Origin of the sequence: Ningiella algicola (assembly GCF_028401415.2) — a bacterium.
Lineage (GTDB): Bacteria > Pseudomonadota > Gammaproteobacteria > Enterobacterales > Alteromonadaceae > Glaciecola.
Genome location: NZ_CP171821.2, coordinates 1,092,570 through 1,111,067, shown reverse-complemented (window position 1 = coordinate 1,111,067; position 18,498 = coordinate 1,092,570). Strand labels below are relative to the sequence as shown.

Here is an 18,498-nt window from a genome sequence, read left to right as displayed (position 1 = left end):
AGTTGCTTGTATAATTTCACTGGGTTAGTTAATATCAGCGCCGCTTTTGGGCTGGCTAATTTGATATTGGCAAGTGTGCTTTTATAGCAACTCACTTACAGGAATCATGTTAATGGCAAATACTCGACGCAAAATGGTAGCCGGAAATTGGAAAATGAACGGAGACACTGCGTTATTGTCTTTATTTAAAGCACAATTGAAGAGTCCAGAAAACGTGGATGTGGTGATATGCCCACCCGCAGTGTACTTAAGCGAGTCCATGGGCGCTGATTTTGCTGTGGGGTCACAAAACATCAGTCAGCATGAAAGCGGCGCTCACACAGGCGATATTTCAGTTGCGATGTTAAACGACTTAGGTGTGACCTACGCGATTATTGGTCATTCTGAGCGCCGTCAAGATCACGGCGAAAGCAACGAATTAATTGGCGAAAAAGTCAATCTTGCCTTGAATGCAGGAATAAAGCCTATATTTTGTATAGGAGAGCCGCTTGAGGTAAGAGAACAAGGTACTGTGTTTGCTTACGTGCAAGCTCAAATTGATGCAGTGTTGGACGCTTGCGGCGAGCAGTTTTTTGATAACAGCATCATTGCTTACGAACCTATTTGGGCGATTGGCACGGGCAAAACAGCATCACCTGAACAAGCGCAAGAAGTGCATGCGTTTATTAGAGAGTATTTGAGCGAGAAGAATGAAGCCGCTCAGGACTTAAGAATTTTATATGGCGGCAGCGTGAACGCGTCAAACGCTGCTGAGCTTTTCGCCCAAGCTGACATAGACGGCGGCTTAATTGGCGGCGCAAGTTTGAAAATAGACGATTTTACAGTAATTTGCCAAGCGGCAAATTAAAAAGGAAACAGAATGTTATACGAAGTATTACTGGTAGCATATTTAATTGTCGCTTTGCTGTTGATTGGGTTTGTACTCATTCAACAGGGAAAGGGCGCAGACATGGGCGCGTCTTTCGGCGCTGGTGGCTCTAATACGGTGTTTGGCTCAAGCGGTTCGGGCAATTTCATGACGCGAACCACAGCTATTCTTGCGACCTTGTTTTTCTTCATTAGCCTTACCATTGGCAGCATGACAGCCAATACTGATAAGGAAGTAGACAGCTTCCAGAATATCGACATTCCAGTACAAGACGTTCAGCCTGCTGAACCTCTTCCAATGTCTGATATTCCAAATGTGGGCACGCCAGTTGATGAGCTTGAAACAAGCGACGTACCGGCAACTGAAGACGAGCCAGAAAGCTCAGATGAACCAAACTAGAGTATAAGATGTTCACAGATTTTGCGGAAGTGGTGGAATTGGTAGACACGCCAGCTTGAGGGGCTGGTGGCCTTACGGCCGTGCGGGTTCAAGTCCCGCTTTCCGCACCATATAAAAGACCGGTAACTCATTGAGTTACCGGTCTTTCTTTTATTCTGGATCGCAATTGGATAAATTTGGCTTTGATAGTTTATTTACTGCGCGTTTGCTGCTTTGCAAGAGATTTGCTCTCAACCTTCAAGGGCTTACCCTCAGGGCAAAAATCTACCAAAAAGTCATTCATACTAGCGAATAAGTTTTCTTTCACTAAATAGTAATGAACAAATTGTCCTTTTTTATCCGAGTCAATTAACCCCGCATTAGATAAAATTGCCAAGTGCTTAGAAAGAGCAGGCTTGCTCATATCAAATTTATCTGCAATTTCACCCGCAGTCAGACTGGCCTCAGATAAAAAGGCTAAAATTTTCCTCCGAACAGGTGAAGATAAAGCTTGAAAAACGTTACTCATGAGTTATATATTTAACTAAATAGTTAATTAACTAAATTTTCTATAATTGATGGTAGCGTAAAGTGTTAAGAAACACCATATTCGGAACAGTTCTATGAGCGGACGTTCTAGCAATCGGGGATAGCGATGTATAAAAATGAAAGAATCGTGATTACGTCAAAGACAAATGCCAAAGCGGGGCGGGTTGTTCTGTCGATACCGAAAACGATATGGATGGGAAGTATGTTTTTGTTAACACTTGTTGGTGGCTGGTACACGTTCTCATTTTCAACATTCGCAGTATTTGCAGTCACTACCGTCATATCACTTTGCCTGGGCCACTCCATTGGCATGCATCGACGTCTCATTCATAAAAGCTATCAATGTCCAATATGGCTGGAATATTTATTTGTCCATTTAGGCGTGATTGTTGGACTGGCAGGTCCTATTGGAATGATAAAAACGCACGATATGCGTGATTGGGCGCAACGACAATCGGATTGTCATGATTATTTCGGGCATAAACAGCCTATGTGGAAGGATTTTATTTGGCAGATTTTTTGCGATGTCAGACTTAAACACTCACCATCGTTCAATATTGAAAAATCTGTGTCTAACGATCGATTCTACAATTGGATGGAGGCGACGTGGATGCTTCAACAGCTTCCACTTGCTGTGCTGCTGTTTACATTAGGTGGACTAGAATGGGTGATTTGGGGTGTATGCGTCAGAGTATCTATATCAGTGTTAGGGCATTGGATGATTGGTTACTTTGCTCACAACCATGGTGCTCGCGATTGGCATGTCGAAAACGCCAATGTTCAAGGACACAATGTTCCTTTTGCGGCACTACTTACCATGGGCGAAAGCTATCACAATAATCATCATGCTTTTCCCGGTTCGGCTAATCTAGGCTTAGAGAAGGGCCAAATTGACATTGGTTGGTTAGTTTTAAAAGGTTTAGCGAAGCTTGGATTAGTATGGGATTTAGTCCTTCCAGAGCATTTGCCCGAGCGAGATGAACTGAAACGGCTCTAGACACTTCCTCAATTACGTATAAGTCAGTCTTACAGAAGGTTGGAGAAACTCAGAAAAAAGTGGGTAACAAATTTCCATCAATAAATAGTAAGCGCTTTTTGTTCTAATTCTGCGTACATACTATCGTTATCTAACGAAAATAATAAACTAGTCAAAAAAAGGAATCAGTCAAAATGCTAAAACCGCTATTACTTAGCACCACTAGCGCATTAATATTGCTAGCCTCTGCTTATGTTCAAGCTGATCATCACGGAAGTAAAAATGCCGATGGTGATATGCTATCCGGAAAAGCCGCCATTGAAAAAGCGGTAAATGATAATTCATTCCGCACCGACTTAGACAAGGAGCGAGACCAATATCGTAACCCAGTTGAAACCTTGGCCTTTTTTGGCATCGAGCCAAATATGACGGTTGCCGAGCTTGGACCGTCAAGTGGATGGTACACGCGCATTCTGGCGCCGCTCACGGCTGAGCATGGAAAATATATTGGGGTAAATGGTAGCCCTAATCCAGAGTCGGATCGCTATGAGCGTCAGATGCAATGGCGTGAGAGCTTTATTGACCACACCAGTGGTTTGTTTGGGCATAATGCCGCTGCGCGCTATACCGGGCAAACAGTGCCATTTGCGGCGCCAAACAGTGTCGATGCTATGCTGATTATCAGAGGCATGCATGGGCAAATAGGTCGTGGAACAGCTGATGCACTGCTGCCAGAAGTATTGACTGTGTTAAAGCCAGGCGGTGTATTGGGCATTGTTCAGCATCGTGAACGCGAAGATTTTGATACCGACCCTACCACTACGATGCGCGGCTATGTAAAACAAAGTTATGTCATCGAATTGCTTGAAAATGCGGGTTTTGAGCTAGTGGATACCAGCGAGATTAACGCGAATCCAAAAGATACTGCTGATTGGGAAAGAGGGGTTTGGAGCTTGCAGGCGGGAACGCCTCTTGATGAAAAAGACCCAAAATTTCGTGAAATTGGTGAGTCAGATAGAATGACCCTGAAGTTTATCAAACCGCTAAATTAATCAGAGGCTAATCGAGGGCGAGCTTGAAGGCTTAGCTCGCCTTTTACGGAGAAAACGAATAAAAGCACTTAGGTCTCATTAACTTAACAATGGAGTGCAACGACAATTTCTGATCATTCCCATCCTGATTGGCACGATGCCAAGCACTTCATTCTTGGCTATGGTTCACTGCTGAGCGACAATAGTCGTGCTCAACACAGTGACAACTCGCATGCCGCTGTTGCTGTGCAAGTCAATGGATTTAAACGGCAATGGATTACGCGGGCGTTCCATGAAATGCAGACTTATGTGGGTGTTGTGCCCAGTGCTGAAGCTAGCCTCAATGCGCACTGCGTGCCTGTTAGTCTTAATCCTAAGCTACAACAGCGCGAGCGAGATTATCAATTTACCGAAGTGAAGCGCGACGCGGTGAACTTACTCAACTGCCACAACCAAGCGCTTGGCGCACACTTGGATGATGCCGATATTACTCTTTGGATTTGCGAATCACTTGCGGTTCATGACGCAACGCCACAGTATCCAATCAATTTAAGCTATATTGATACCTGTTTGGCTGGATGCCTTAGCCATTATAAATCGCCGAACGCTGGCTACGAACATGCCGAACGCTTTATGCAAAGCACCTTTGGTTGGCAGCATGTGTATGATGACCGCAACGCGCCGCGCTATCCGCGTAGAGCGCAGATTTCTATGCAACAATACAAAACAATTGACGCGTTGCTTCAGCAATTTCAAGTGTTGTAAAAATGCTTTCCAACGCGAGCTCTCAATCACAAAGCTTTGTCCTCACAATTGCCCTTGATCCTTTCTAATCGAGCTTGTTCTTCTTCAAATGCGGCTTTTATTTCTTCCAATACAGTGTCGACGTCCGCATCACTTTCATCAAATTCAAATTGACCACTAAGTTCGGTATTGGGAGTCAAATCCCCTGCTTGAAACAGCGCCCACATTTCTTCAGCGTAATGTGAATTGATTAATTCTGGGGCATACTGGCTATAATATTCGGTCATATTGCGAACATCACGCTGCAACATTGAAAACGCGTTATTGTTAGCAGCGGCGTTAACCGCTTGCGGTAAATCGATAATGACCGGGCCATAATCATCAACCAATACGTTGAATTCAGACAAGTCCCCATGCACGATGCCCGCGCAAAGCATCAGTTTTACATAGTGCATGACTTGAACGTGGTCTTCTATGGCCTGTTCAGCCGACATTGCCACATCGTTCAAACGAGGCGCAACGTTTCCTTCGTCATCGGCAACTAATTCCATCAACAACACCCCATCGTAACACCCAAATGGTTGCGGCACTCTTACTCCCGCCCTTGACAGGGTAAAGAGTGCATCTACTTCGGCATTTTGCCACGCGTCTTCTATTTGCTTGCGGCCAAAGTTAGAGCCCTTTTCCATAGCGCGAGCACGTCGGCTATTTTTGACTTTTCGTCCTTCCTGATACTGAGCTGCTTTTTTGAAACTGCGCTTCATTGCATCTTTATAAACTTTCGCACAGCGCACTTCACCTTGGCTGCGCACCACAAAAACCGTGGCTTCTTTACCACTCATTAGTTGGTAAAGAACTTCATCAATTAAGCCGTCTTCGACTAAAGGTATTAAGCGTTTAGGTGTTTTCATATATAGCGGGTAGGGTGCTCTTGTTTCTATCGATAAAATTAACGGACGGGATTATCGCATTAATTGCAGGAATCCGTGAGACTAATCCGAATTAAAAATAGACTGCTGATGGAGATACAAGGCTTAAAGTTTACAGATAGGTACATACCTTTCTAAAAAACTAAAATTTCGACAGAGTGCTACCCTAAAAAGGAGCAATATCAAAGCTCCAGAGCTATGCCATTCAGAGGCAGTATCCTTGCAACTTTCCCAATACTGTTGGCGTAAGCCTATTCATTGAAACGTATTTTGCATCTGGCTCAAATGTAAGGATGGCTAAGGTGTATCTGCCCAATTGAGGATAGGTTTGTATGCCAACAGCACTTTCAATTAAATACGCAAAAGACTGCGCTTATGCAGGTGGTGACAATTTTGTAATGGGTTTAGATGATCCAATACAAAAAGGGGATTTGGTCTTATCAGATGGTACAAGAATTCCACAAGCAACTACCGGTTTTGATAATGGGGGTAATGGGATAACCATTGGGACTCATTCATTTTATGGCAAAAGCTCTTTTGGTCCCAAATCAAGGATGGGGTACATTATTGAAGGAACCGGAAGACGGCGCGGAGAGTTGTTAATTACGTTTCGTGGCAGTCAAAAAACCTCTGACTACGTCTTAATAGACGCTGCTGGCGCGCCAGGAACCAGCCCTAAAGGTTTTGCTGTGCACGGTGGGTTCGCCAAAGTATTCCAATCTTGCTTACCTGACATTTCGGACATACTTTTTAATTATTTTGGCCGATGTCATACCATTCACTGCTGCGGGCATAGTATGGGGGGGGCATTAGCGACCCTTGCGGCAGAGCACTTTATCAATGGTCCATACACGCCTTATTTATATACCTTTGGTGCTCCGCGCGTTGGATTTATGCCGCATTCTCAGTTTATGCAAAAACACATGGGAGACCGTATAAATCGATACTACTATGCGTCTGACTTAGTTACCTGGCTGCCAATGATGCCATACGTTCATTTGCCTGGAAAAAGACTGATAACCACCAACAGTTTTATTGCAGGTCATAATGACTATATGAAATCAAATAACCTTATACTCGCTGGCGGAGGAAATAAGCTTACGTCAGACGATCCATGGCTTGAAGCTGAGATTTTAATAAATCGTGGGGGAAGCGTGGGGGGCGGTTACGGTATGACGTCTCGTGGATGGCGATGGTTGTCTAAAGCATTTCATCTGATCCTTGCGGCTGTGGGAACGGCATTAGGCTTAGCCCTTGTGCCATCCATTACCATCTTAGATCAGATTGTCGCGTCAATATCTTTCTTTATTACGCGCGACCCTAATCGCAAACCACTCATCATCAAATGGATACAAGGGTGTTTTACCAATCTGTGCAAATTTGTATCGTTTGGCAGCAATAAGATTGTATCAATGCTGAAATATTTAGCGGCTTTAATGTGTAACAGCATCAAAAATGAAACGGATCGCGAACTCGCTGCGGCACAATATTACGAACGACAACGACGTGGTCGCCGTCCAGTTATTCGTTTCAATTAAACTATCGCGCGCCAGGTTCGGACACGACCATAAGAACAAAGGAGCCTACATGAAATTAGAAAACGTATGCTTGGCGAAATACAGCGTAATTGCTTTGTTTATGATGATAACGACTGCCTGTGTTTCTACTGCCCCCAATCCTGATAATGAATATGGACTAGCGCATAGTCAAAACCCTAAAACACTGAGCGAGACTAGCCAGATTCGCGCAGAAGAAAACCTTACGCCCAGCGAACGTATGTCGAAGGCTTTGCAAAGCCTAGACCGAGGCGAGTCTGCACTTGCCAAAGTAGAGCTCACCGAGTATTTGAAGGCCGCTCCGGGTAATAGCCGAGCGCATAATCTATTGAGGCAAATCAATACCGCCTCTAAAGATTACTATCCAGAAGAGTTTTTCACGGTAGAGCTTAAATCGGGTCAAAGCCTGTCTACTTTAGCAAAACGATACTTGGGCTCCGCTTGGGAGTTTTACGCACTAGCCAAATACAACGACATAGAGCAGCCGCGCCGCGTGATTATTGGCAGTGAAATAAAAATCCCCTTAACGCAACTGGCCGAGTTAGTTTTAGCGAAAGAGAAGGAGGCCGAAGCTAGAGAAACTGAAGTTGCTGAATCTGAGCAGTTAATAGCAGGAAAGTCACTCATACCAGAGAAAGCGCTTGATACTAAATTGCCCGACGTACTCGAGCCTCAGATATCATTTGAGCCTGCGCTAGCGCAAACACCTATAGCACAGCTAAGCCCTGCTGAATTATTATCTCAGCTTCACGATACAAAACGTTTGGGCGAGTTCGAAAAGTCTCGTAAATTGCTCGAAGCATACACAGAAAAGCAAGGCATGACCGACGAATTAAAACCATTAGCGATTGAGGTATATCAGGGGCAAGCCAATCAGCTTGAGAGTTCTGATCCCGTAAAAGCCGCAGAAGCTTTCGTAAAATTAGGCCAACTACAATTGACTTTTGAAGACGAGCTGCAGGCCTTTGAATCATTTAAAGCGGCGGCACAAGCCGATGAAAACAACTCCCTAGCCAAATCATTACTGCAACAAACGCGCAGTGACATTTCCCAAAAATATCATCGACAAGCGTCCGTGTTTTATCGACAACAAGCCTTGGATGATGCAATCGCCAAATGGGATGTAGTGTTGTCTGTTGATCCCGGCCATTCTAACGCTCAGGCATACAGAATACTGGCGATTGACTTAAAAAAAAGAATGGAAGCGCTGCAAAACTGAGTATCACATTTGCTTGTTATTGTTAGCTTTGGTATCTACGTTTTTGGCATCCTTTTATCCTTAACGACAGTCATAAAAAAAGGCAAGCGAATTGTGGTTTTTAAGCGTGCTAATCCGTCGTTATTCATAACAATTTATTGTACAATAAGGGCTGAATTTTTTATCGAAATTCAAAGGTTTATGTGAATATGCCAAGGCATGATTTTAGGGGTGTTTAATGAATTCTTCACGATGGATGTGTGTAGCAAAAACGGATGTTGGAACAGTGAGAAAAGTCAATGAGGACAACTACTTAGATTGTTGCAGTGCAGGGCTTTGGTGTGTTGCCGATGGTATGGGTGGGCATGCCAGAGGTGATGTGGCCAGTCAACTTATTATTGAAGGTCTTTCGAAGCTTATAGACGCATCAAAAAGTGAGTCAAAAAGCCCCCTGAATTTGCAGCAAATTTCGGAGTGTATTCAATCGGTAAACTCCGTCTTGATTCAGTTATCAAAGAGGCACGATTCAATCGTTGGCAGTACGGTGGCTATATTGTTTATTCAAGGCGCAAAAGTCTATTGTATTTGGGCGGGCGATAGTCGAATTTATCGCTTGCGCGACCGCTATATTTTTCGGATGACTCGAGATCATAGCCAAGTTGAAGATATGGTTGATGCCGGTCTCATTTCTGCAAGTGAGGCGGAACATCACCCAAAGGCAAACATTATTACTCGGGCGGTTGGTGCGCACGAAGAATTGAAACTTGAGATTGCCAGCTTTGACTTGGACGATGACGATCGATTTCTAGTATGTAGCGATGGTCTAAATAAGGTCATGTCAGATCAAGAGCTAGAAAGCTTTATTCTGGAACACCCCTTTGCTGATGCTGCAGATGCACTAATTGATATAGCAAACAAGCGAAACGCAAGGGATAATGTCACTGCAATATTGGTTCAAAATGAAACTTTTGATGAAACCCTTTTGAATAACACCCTGCCTCTTGATTCTACTTTGCCCCTGGGGCCACGATAGCTAACCCGAACTTCACAAGAACAACTCACTTGGGCAGGTTGTCGCCCAGAAAACTCGAATACGCAAGTGCGTTAGGCATACCGTCATAGTAGCGATATTGAGCATGGATGTTGTGACTCTGTGCTCTACTGAATATCGACAAAGATGCAAATTGGCGTGACACACAGTGTGAAAGAAAATGTTCGTTCACTTGAGTTAAATTGTCCGATGCATCCCCATCGTATTGGTAAATTTCATTCAGTGTCAATACAGGAGATGGTTGCGATTTTGGGACATGTTGTTTTACGATACCCCGATAGCATTTACCAATTTCACTGCAAACTTGGTCTAAATCGGGGCGCTCTTGCCCTAGCAGTTGGAGTATCAACTCTTCACATTTGGCATGACAATCGTCAATCATGGATGCGAGCTTAATCACATCGGATTTAGCATCAAAGCAACAAACAACAAAAAACGGGTAGCATCTGCCCATGGAATCAATACTGGGCATCATCAAACCTGAAAGGGTATTTTCACATACCACACCGCTTTGCAAATGAAATCGCCAAATTGGACTGGTGAAATAACACTCCTTCCATTGGCTATCTAAATCAGATTTGGCATGTTCCATCGCCTGCAAGATCCAGTTATCCCAATATTCAGCAATCTCAGGGCTTACATTTCTTTGAATGAAGTCACCGTAACTCGGTAGTTTTCCAAAAAATCCAATTTTCATTATGTTACGCCATTTGGTCACAACGCTTGCAAACAGTTAAAGTCCCCAAGTCTGTTTAAAACTAAGGGATCACTGCCATCATTTCCCGATATTCGATAGATACTTGAATAGCCATCTTTAGAAAACGTCACTTGCACTTGCGTTTGTGATTCACGTTCGGTTTTTGCAGCATCAATCAGTTTTACAAGCGAGTATATGCCGCGTTCACTCATGACTACTTCGCTACCGTCGCGACGCACAAATACAATGTCACTGCTTCTTTGCGGGTTAGCTGGTGGCCATGAAACATTGACCGCAATAGGTCTGCCAAATTGATAACTGAGTTGTGTGCCATAAATGTCCATTTTTATTTGAGAAAGCTTTGAATCTAAGAATACTGGTGTAAGCGCCAACTGCATTGACGCTGCGGCCGGATTTTTTGTGAACAAGGCCTGTTGAACCATTGCGCTGTTTTCAAAAAACGGCAGTACGGAAGGAGAAAATTGATATTTTGCCTGAACCCCATCTTTCCATGTCCATGGACGAGTTTGCGTGTTGGCCAATGCTGAGAGGTGAGTATTGAAGAAGCTTAAAATAATGCCATTGTTTCCAAACATCTGATTAAGATCATTTAAACTTGCGTCAACAGGAGCCGATTTAGCAAAGGGGTATTTAGTCGAACTAATTGCTTGGCATTGCGCGAACACCTGACGCTTCCAAAGATTCGACAGCTGCGTTTTACGAATTTGGCTTTGTACGTTTTCTACTGAGCTTGATAGTTCTTCTATCCAACGGCTTAAGGGAGCCACTTGCAATAAGCCAAATCCTTTTAGGGCTTGCAGCGACTGAGGCGGCGACACGCTTTGCATATTTTGCGCTTGCAAACTTAAGGAGACATTCAGTTCTTGCAGCAAGGCAGATAAACGCTGCTCAGCAGACTGCCTTCTTTCACTGTTCATTAATTCATGCAGGGCACTAAATCTTGAACTTATGAAGAACTCTGACCCATCTGAATTAAACTTAGACTGTGCAACTTGAATGGATTGCTGGACTTGTTGCCCAAGCTCTGTTGAACCAGCAGCCGATAAGTTTAGCCCCGTCAGATTAGTCGCCCTAGAGATACTTTCTAACAAATTAAAAATGGGGCTTGTGCTTTTACTCAGCTCTGGAAGTGAGGTGAGTAACGATGCCAGATCGGTGTTTTGTTTGATACTGACTGAGTTTATTAGCGCGCGCCACTGCTGAACATATTCGCTTGCGTACAATAGCTCAAGCTGCGTTTGCAGTGCTTCAGGATCTATTCGTTTATTCGGACCTAAGACCCATGTTTCTTTCGCTAGTTGTTCGACATAGTTAGCTATTTCATTGCCGGTAAGCTGTTTAAATACACTGGGAGTGAAGAGCGTTGAGATGCTAAAAACTTCATCTAAGGAGGTGGTGAAGGCATTTCTCCAATTTGACCCGGCAAGCTGTGCAAGCGATTGAAAGTTTTCGGTGTTGGTTAAATATGTTCGGCGAAGCTGTTGATAATAGACATCATCCAAAGCTTGTGCATTTAATGATTGGCGAGCTGCATCAATACTGCTTTGATTGCTTTGGGAAATCATGACGTTGCCCGCTATCAAAGCCGACAGATGCGTTTGAATCTGCGCGTACTCCTGCTCAGAAAAGTAAGCGTTATTGTTCATACTGCTAAGCAGATATTCAATCAGATACTCGTTGTCACGCCGCTCAGGTTGAGCCATCATCAGATAGCTTTTGAGTGCTTGGTATTGCAAGACAGGATCGCTATGACTGCGCATTTGCAATTCCATTTCTTGTTTTACAAAAGGTAATAAAATAGAAGCTAGCAAACGCTGATAACTTGCGTCTAGGGCATTAGCAAGCGTCCGCTGCTGATTTAACCCTAAGCCAGAAAAGTGTTGACTGTGTTCGGCGCTTAGTCGTTGTAAATCATTCGCGAAGTCATTGAGGGCGGGTATGTTTTGTCTTAGGTCTTGCTGCACGCCTTGGCTTTGATGTTGAGTTATCCATCGGTCAACAACTGTCTTTCCTTCGTTCAGAAAGGCTTCGTTGTTTTTGAAACTGATATAAAAGCTGGAGCACAAGGCGACGGTGGCAAGTGAAAACATAGCTAATGCAAGTTGTTTAACGCGCCGTTTTTTCCGCTCATACATCGCTAAAGTGCCAAATTTATCGGCTTCTTTAAACACGAGTTGTTGGAGTAAGTCTTTGATAAAATAGCTTCGCTGGTCATTATTCCAAGAAACTGGATGCGCGTGTCGAAGTCCAAAGGCCTTGGATATTCGCGTCAGCATTCGATCGATTGGTGCACCGCTTTGGGTGCCACTTGTAAAATAGAGGCCACGCACTAACCCAGGACGAATATTGCCGTCAATACCAGCTTCAGCCAGACTTAAGTTTTGGATTATGTCGCTCAAGGTTTGCTGTAACGAGGCAATTTGGTCTCTAAATGAATAAATTAGCGCTTTGCGATTAGAATCTCGCTCCATTGCCATTCTGTTCCATTGTCTGCGCGACAATGATTTTAATAATTCGGCAAACTTGTCATTAAACTCGACGCTGAGTTCACGGGTGTCTATACCTGCTTTGTTTTCATCCAATGCCAGGCCAAAGGCTTGTTCACGCTCCTTATGAGAAAACGAATCATAAAATTGAGTGAAGCCTGCCAACATATCTGATTTAGTGATCAGCACATACACTGGGAATTGCGTGTTGAAAAAAGTGTTTACTTCGCCGATTCGTTGTTTAAGTGTGGTCACATGTTTTTGCAGTTCATACTCATTCATGCTGAGCACGTCTGCCATACTGATGCTGACCAATAATCCGCTGATAGGTTTTCTTCGATATCGCTTAATTAGACCCAGGAAGTTTTGCCATCCGGTTTTGTCTACTTCTTGGAAGCTGTCTTGGGACGTATATCGTCCAGCCGTATCGAGCAACACGGCTTCATTACTTATCCACCAATCGCAATTTTTTGTGCCACCAATGCCATCAAGGTGTTTAGCATTAAGCTTGTCTGCCAGCGGGAACTGTAGTCCAGAATTGGACAATAGCGTGGTTTTGCCGCTGCCAGGCGACCCGATTATCATGTACCACGGTAGTTCCAGCAGAGAACTAGCACTTCCTTTGGTTCGCTTGAGCGCATCGAAAGCACCGACAAATTTTGATTTTAAGGCCTTTGATTCTGCACTGACCGCTTCTGCGACATCGTCTGTTTCACTCAATTCATTGACAAACGATGATTGTTTGCTAAGCGTTTTTAGATAGGTGATATATCGGTAGAGTGTGTAGCTAACAACAATAATGGTGCTTAACAACACCCTTGAGACAACGCTGGAAAGTGGCACATAGCCTGCAAACGCAAGATATGGACCGGCCAAAAATATGCCTAGCACAATGAGTAACAAATACAGTGTAGGTAAAAAGTAGCGATGTTTTACGAGTGCTAATAATGTCTCTTTGCTCATACATCACCTGTTAATAGTACCAATATCTCTACTCTTCTGTTTCTACTGTCACTGGGGGTTGGTGTTAATGGCTGCGTATCTGCAAGGCCTCGTGTGGTCATCTGCAAAAAGTGATTAGCGTCCAACAGCAACCATTTCTCAATGGATTCTGCCCGCTGTCTCGATATCACCCAATTAGATTCAGCGCGACCCGTGGAATCGGTGTGACCCACGATTAGGATTGAATCTGAATAGGATCTTATCGTCTCAATCAGCAAGGTCTTGTTTGGTAGATAGGCCTCATTTACCTGCGTGCTGCCTGGCGGAAACAATTGCTCGCTGGCAAAACGCAGAGTCAACAAGTTATTTTGCTGTTCTACCTCCAGCAAGCCGCTTGCGATCGACTGACGCATTTTTTGCCTCACGTCCCTTAGCACATTAGCCGTGCTACTTTGGTCGCTGTCGCGCGCGTGTGAAACTTCACGCTCATAGGCACTTTTGTTCCAGCCAATAGATTCGATTTTTTCATACAAGGGTGAAGACTGGGCATGAAGATTGGACAGTAAGGCAACATATGTTGCGATACAGATAAAGGTTAACACTAAAAATAGGAGGCTAGGGGGCACACGCTTTTGAATGCTCGTTGAGGCGCTAAGATCTGTTTTCCATGACGGAGAAAGATCATTTGCGCAAGGTCTGTAGAGAGAAATGGCTTGGTACATCATGTTGCAGATCTGCAATATTTCATTTTCACCGGTTGGCGAAAGCCGATATTTCCCTCGAAATCCAATGGATAAGCACAGGTAGCAAAGTTCGATTAAATCAATACTCTGTTGCGCTTGCTCCATGAGCTTATTGATGATGACAAAAAATTTTTCACCACCAGACGTCTCATTGTGATATTTGCTTAAAAGCGTCTGTCGACTCCAGATACTTTCAATGCCCCAAGGCGTGCTCAGAACGAGTTCATCAAGAAGACAGCACAACAGATACCTGCCAGTGAGCGCGACCTCTTGTGAAACGCCTTCGCTGATCAAGCGCTTATCAAACTTTTCGATATGCTGTTCAATATCATTTCTGAGTTGGTCAACGCTATTGTTAGGCTCAAGTGTCAGTATGTTACTGGCTAAATTGATAAGTTCTGTGGCATGGGCCAGTACTTTGTTTTCTAATCGAATGTTTAAAGGCTCTGATACAAAGGGCGCTGATTGTGTCGCATCAAGCACTGACTGAGATGTCACTGCTAGCGTTGTTTGCTGACGTCTGTTAAGACGTCCCCCTGGGTTGGGGATAACCATCGTCTTGGATAAATCATCGTCCTTATCGGTCATCCTTAACTCCTGATAGCCCATAGCTCTATAGAAAGGTTCGGAAAATCAGCACTAATATGAATGGCTATGCCGCCAGATTGGCTTAAGGCTGCCCAGTACTCGCCGCTTTGTACTAATTCAAAGTAAACGAAGTTACGCTGGTAAGGGACTTCTCTGGGCGCTGCGGCTAAATGTGTAAGCTGTATACCCGGAAGCTGCAAGTTCACTAATTCTTTAATAGACTCCACCGCGCCAATTTTGCTCTGCGCAGGAAAGTATTTCATCAAGTCTTCAGCCGACACATCCGCGCTAACCGCTAATATGAAGCTTGCGCTTTCAAACAGGGTTTTGTCAGCTACGGTGCCCACTCGAATGCCGAACTTGCGTTCTTGCAGCGGGATGTTAATTGAATTCTGTTCCAAGACCACACTAAATAAGCTTCGTAGTTCGCCAATGAGTGCTTTAAATACCGGCGAAGGTTGCTCATGATCATAATGGGGGAGTTGTGGCACTAGCTTGTCAGCTTTGATGAATGTGCTCATGTCACCAATTAACGCACAAAGTTTCTCATACAGGTAAAAAGGGTGGAGCTGTTCTGCTTGATTGAAATAATGAATACTTGGTAAGTGCCGGTTGAGGGTTTGCAAGAGCATATAATCAGTGATTTCACTGCCAGTAGACTTCCCAGCCACAGATACTCGTGATGCAAGTGCATGAATGCGATGATGACAGAGTTTGAGTAACTCATTCACAAAACCACGGATACAGTGATTGTCTTTTATGTTAAGTGATGGCGCGATAAAATTCTCGTCAAGAGTTACTAATCCGCTAGGACTCACGTCTTCAATTTTGGCGATGGCTACGCACGTAAACTCACTGTTGTCTTGTGCACTGGTTCGAATAACAAAACGAAGACCACCCACTTCAAGCAAAGCCTTGTTTTTGGTGAGGCCTGAGACGTCCCTCGTTTCATACTCACTCACCGCAAAACGTGTATTGCTGTCGTCATCGCGCTGCACTTCAATACTACCATTTCGCCGTATTGGCACCGCAAGGTAGATTATGTGACCAAGCTCGTTTTTGCTTACATCAATTGGCGCCGGAGCCTGATCTCGTTCCGGAAAGCGATATACACTGCCGTCGCGCAAAACGCCTTCACCCTCATGCACACAAAACTTACCTGTTTTAAGCAATGCGCTATCGATGCCAACTGAGCATTGCCCCCAAGCGTAAGGAATGCTGGCATGAAGCGTATCGCGAAGTTGAGCATCGTGATAGCGGGCTTGCTGTTGGAAGTGTTGAGGCTGCAACATCATGCCCTCAGACCATACTACGCGTTTTTCCCAAGTCATTTCATTTCCTTATTGCAAGCTTACAAGGCTTCAGTTCTCACGCTGAGTTCATCCACAAATATTTGAATGCCTTGAGCGCTAAACAGACCAATTGGGTTAAGGCTAGACTTTTCAGGCATTGCAATGACGGTGCGCCAGTTAGTTGCATTAATGCTGCGAAATCCAACCGCGATGCCAATAAATCTGCTGGCCTCTAAAACTTCGAGCTCAATCTGCATGTTTGTATTCGGGTCGATTAGATATTCGTCTACGGATAGAAACTCGGCGCCCAATGTGTGTTGCCCTTGGCTGAAAATATCCTCGTAACGCGCATTCTCGAAGTTGCGTTTACTTTTCAGTTGATAGACACGAAGTAAAACGGATGAGGGGCGTCCATTGATATCTGGATTAATCGTGTCTGATGCACTGATCGCGTAGACAAAGCTTGATTTTTTCTCTACGGGATTAGGGCTGGCGCACGCTCCAAGAAGCGCCACTGCCAAGGCTATTAGTAAGATTTGTTTCATAGGATTCATGCGTCTTTACCTGCATTTTTTATGTGATCTTCATAAGCAGGAGAGAAATGCTTAGATAAAACATCATTCAGATTTTCTGATACACGCTTTTGCAGGTTTGATTGCATTTCAATGAAATTATTCCATTTATGCGTGTCTGAGCGTAAACCAATGAATGATTTATTTTCTTTAGCTGCTTTTTCTTCTATTTTTAAAGGATCCAGGTCGTTCAAAACGCCACTGAGAGTCGCTTGTAGTCCAGTTAAAAAAGCCATTTGATGCGTTTGTATATCACTCATCGCCTCGCTATATGAAGCTTGAGCACTCATATATCCGGGCTTTTTTTTCACCAATAACATCTCAAGGGTGTCACTTGGATCCAGTGAAAATTTTATTGGATTGTTTGATTGGGGTTTAATCATGGTCATGTTTAAACGCGATTCCTGTTTAAACACCGAGCGACCTGCCAGCAGAGCCATTATCCCCTGAGTTGAGGTGTTGATGATTTGCACGAGCTCATCGGCAAACACGTTTTTATCGATGCGCTCTCGGTATTCATGAGGTAAACCCAAGCGGTCGTACAAGTAGTTATAAAAAGCGGTGTCGGCTTTTGTTAAAGATGCACTTTTATCATCCTTTATATTCTTTGCAGATACCCTTGCTTCTTCCACTTGTGTATGTAATTCGGGCTGTTTTAATTCCTCAATCGATTGAGGGCTCACATCAAAATTTTGCGCATCGCTCGCCTCAGCCTGACTTTCAAGGTTCAAGTCCCAATCATCAGGGATGGTAGTGGAGGACGCTTTAGCAATAGCATCGCTTGTTGTCTTTTTGTTTAAGTCAATCGACCTACCTAACATTTGAGGTGGCTGATCCACTGACATAGGATCTTGAGCCGCTAGACTAGGAGCTAAGCCCGCCGAAACTGGATTTGGAGCGCTTGAAGAAGTGGCATTATCCTTTTGCTCTGTGTTGTTATTTAAAATATCAAATAAACCAAGCTCACCGCTGCTTGACTGGTCTAGGCTGTTTACAGGAGTGGTTTCTTCCTTGGCCGTTGTAGTATTAATCAAGCTCATCAAATCAGGCGAGCTCGATGTGCTGTCTAGCGTCATCTTACTCACTAATATTCTACATTTACCCAGTTTGATAATGTCGTTTAACTTTATTTCGTAGGTGTTGTTTTTTCCAATAGCAGTATTACTGTCGTTGACATATGCGCCGTTACTGCTTAAGTCGGTAACAAAGAAACGCTTGTCTCGATACGTCACTAAAATATGCTTGTTGGAGATAAAGCGGTCTGGGTCGTTTAATACCCAGTCACACTCACTAGCTCGACCGACGCTAGCGCCTGCTTGACCGATATCGAATGTTTGGCTCTGATCTCGTGTTGAGCCATCTAACAGCGTTAACTGCAAATTTGCCATAATGATTGCTTTTTAAATTTGTCCTTTCTAGAGCAAACTTACGCCACCATTTCACAAAAGTTGCAAATTTTGCATGCTTAGCTGTCTTAGTTCTGATTTACGCCACGTCGGTGATTTTTCCGCCCGATTTGACAATGGATATTGAACCTCCCCAAGCGCAAGTACATTTGGAGTTTTTGGTCAAACATGGCACACCTCCGATGGCGGTTTTTTTTGCGCCGGGCTTCCAGGGACCCGCTATAACGGGGATGCAAGGCATGGGTGTTAGCGTACCCATTGCCGCCGATGTGGCAGCTGCCACCTGTGGATTGGACATCGAACGGCACAGACCAAAAGGGGGAATATTTACGATGGGAATTTTGTCATTCACCGTTGCAGCAGCCATCCCTTCAACCGATACACCCTTTAAAGGAGGAACAATCAGCGTACTTGGCGCCATACCTTGTGAACATAGCATTTTTGCACCCATGATAACTTGTTCTGGCATAA

General features: G+C 44.2%; 17 protein-coding genes and 1 tRNA gene. 9 read left to right on the top strand and 9 right to left on the bottom strand.

The features are described from left to right. Positions 1 to 112: 112 nt before the first annotated feature. From tpiA to PN836_RS04940, 3 genes are all read left to right on the top strand, one after another. The gene (gene tpiA, locus PN836_RS04950) at positions 113 to 847 is read left to right on the top strand and encodes a triose-phosphate isomerase (protein WP_395344159.1); all 735 of its coding nucleotides are present in this window, start codon (positions 113 to 115) and stop codon (positions 845 to 847) included. A 12-nt stretch (positions 848 to 859) separates the two neighbouring features. Continuing rightward, on the top strand, positions 860 to 1,267 hold the full coding sequence (gene secG / locus PN836_RS04945) for a preprotein translocase subunit SecG (protein ID WP_395344158.1): 408 nt from the start codon (positions 860 to 862) through the stop codon (positions 1,265 to 1,267). Positions 1,268 to 1,290: 23 nt separating this feature from the next. Beyond that, a tRNA-Leu gene (locus PN836_RS04940) sits at positions 1,291 to 1,377 on the top strand. 80 nt (positions 1,378 to 1,457) lie between these two features. On the opposite strand, the gene PN836_RS04935 is transcribed toward PN836_RS04940, so the two are convergent. Next, positions 1,458 to 1,775, bottom strand: a complete 318-nt coding sequence (locus tag PN836_RS04935; protein ID WP_395344157.1) for a metalloregulator ArsR/SmtB family transcription factor — start codon at positions 1,773 to 1,775, stop codon at positions 1,458 to 1,460. Between the two features lie 147 nt (positions 1,776 to 1,922). Between PN836_RS04935 and PN836_RS04930 the strand changes: the two genes are divergently transcribed. The 3 genes from PN836_RS04930 (at position 1,923) to PN836_RS04920 (ending at position 4,567) form a co-directional block, all read left to right on the top strand. Further along, positions 1,923 to 2,792: an acyl-CoA desaturase gene (locus tag PN836_RS04930; protein ID WP_395344156.1), complete on the top strand. Its 870-nt coding sequence runs from the start codon at positions 1,923 to 1,925 to the stop codon at positions 2,790 to 2,792. Positions 2,793 to 2,965: 173 nt separating this feature from the next. After that, positions 2,966 to 3,823: a class I SAM-dependent methyltransferase gene (locus tag PN836_RS04925; protein ID WP_395344154.1), complete on the top strand. Its 858-nt coding sequence runs from the start codon at positions 2,966 to 2,968 to the stop codon at positions 3,821 to 3,823. 276 nt (positions 3,824 to 4,099) lie between these two features. Continuing rightward, entirely contained in the window at positions 4,100 to 4,567 is a 468-nt protein-coding gene (locus tag PN836_RS04920) for a hypothetical protein (RefSeq protein WP_395344152.1), read from the top strand. Positions 4,568 to 4,593: 26 nt separating this feature from the next. On the opposite strand, the gene PN836_RS04915 is transcribed toward PN836_RS04920, so the two are convergent. Then, positions 4,594 to 5,457, bottom strand: a complete 864-nt coding sequence (locus tag PN836_RS04915) for a PA4780 family RIO1-like protein kinase (RefSeq protein WP_395344150.1) — start codon at positions 5,455 to 5,457, stop codon at positions 4,594 to 4,596. A gap of 350 nt (positions 5,458 to 5,807) precedes the next feature. On the opposite strand from PN836_RS04915, the gene PN836_RS04910 reads away from it, so the two are divergent. From PN836_RS04910 to PN836_RS04900, 3 genes are all read left to right on the top strand, one after another. After that, positions 5,808 to 7,013, top strand: a complete 1,206-nt coding sequence (locus tag PN836_RS04910) for a lipase family protein (protein WP_395344148.1) — start codon at positions 5,808 to 5,810, stop codon at positions 7,011 to 7,013. 49 nt (positions 7,014 to 7,062) lie between these two features. After that, the gene (locus tag PN836_RS04905; protein ID WP_395344146.1) at positions 7,063 to 8,250 is read left to right on the top strand and encodes a hypothetical protein; all 1,188 of its coding nucleotides are present in this window, start codon (positions 7,063 to 7,065) and stop codon (positions 8,248 to 8,250) included. Between the two features lie 217 nt (positions 8,251 to 8,467). Further along, complete coding sequence (locus PN836_RS04900) at positions 8,468 to 9,262, top strand: PP2C family protein-serine/threonine phosphatase (RefSeq protein WP_395344144.1); 795 nt, start codon at positions 8,468 to 8,470, stop codon at positions 9,260 to 9,262. Positions 9,263 to 9,287: 25 nt separating this feature from the next. Here PN836_RS04900 and tagF read toward each other — a convergent pair whose 3' ends face one another. The 7 genes from tagF to PN836_RS04865 form a co-directional block, all read right to left on the bottom strand. Next, a complete protein-coding gene (gene tagF / locus PN836_RS04895) occupies positions 9,288 to 9,977 on the bottom strand; it encodes a type VI secretion system-associated protein TagF (protein WP_395344141.1) in 690 nt (229 codons plus the stop codon). A 17-nt stretch (positions 9,978 to 9,994) separates the two neighbouring features. After that, complete coding sequence (tssM, locus tag PN836_RS04890) at positions 9,995 to 13,447, bottom strand: type VI secretion system membrane subunit TssM (protein ID WP_395344138.1); 3,453 nt, start codon at positions 13,445 to 13,447, stop codon at positions 9,995 to 9,997. Next, positions 13,444 to 14,757 carry a type IVB secretion system protein IcmH/DotU gene (gene icmH, locus PN836_RS04885; RefSeq protein WP_395344135.1) on the bottom strand — a complete coding sequence of 438 codons (1,314 nt, stop codon included), beginning with the start codon at positions 14,755 to 14,757 and terminating at the stop codon, positions 13,444 to 13,446. The genes tssM and icmH overlap by 4 nt, the downstream gene beginning before the upstream one ends. Positions 14,758 to 14,759: 2 nt before the next feature. Beyond that, positions 14,760 to 16,088 (bottom strand): type VI secretion system baseplate subunit TssK, encoded by a 1,329-nt coding sequence (tssK, locus tag PN836_RS04880; RefSeq protein WP_395344132.1) that lies wholly within the window; start codon positions 16,086 to 16,088, stop codon positions 14,760 to 14,762. Between the two features lie 20 nt (positions 16,089 to 16,108). After that, entirely contained in the window at positions 16,109 to 16,603 is a 495-nt protein-coding gene (gene tssJ, locus PN836_RS04875) for a type VI secretion system lipoprotein TssJ (protein WP_395344129.1), read from the bottom strand. Further along, entirely contained in the window at positions 16,600 to 18,009 is a 1,410-nt protein-coding gene (tagH, locus tag PN836_RS04870; protein WP_395344127.1) for a type VI secretion system-associated FHA domain protein TagH, read from the bottom strand. Before tagH ends, tssJ begins: the two co-directional genes overlap by 4 nt. A gap of 97 nt (positions 18,010 to 18,106) precedes the next feature. Next, complete coding sequence (locus PN836_RS04865) at positions 18,107 to 18,496, bottom strand: DUF4280 domain-containing protein (protein ID WP_395344124.1); 390 nt, start codon at positions 18,494 to 18,496, stop codon at positions 18,107 to 18,109. Positions 18,497 to 18,498: the final 2 nt, after the last annotated feature.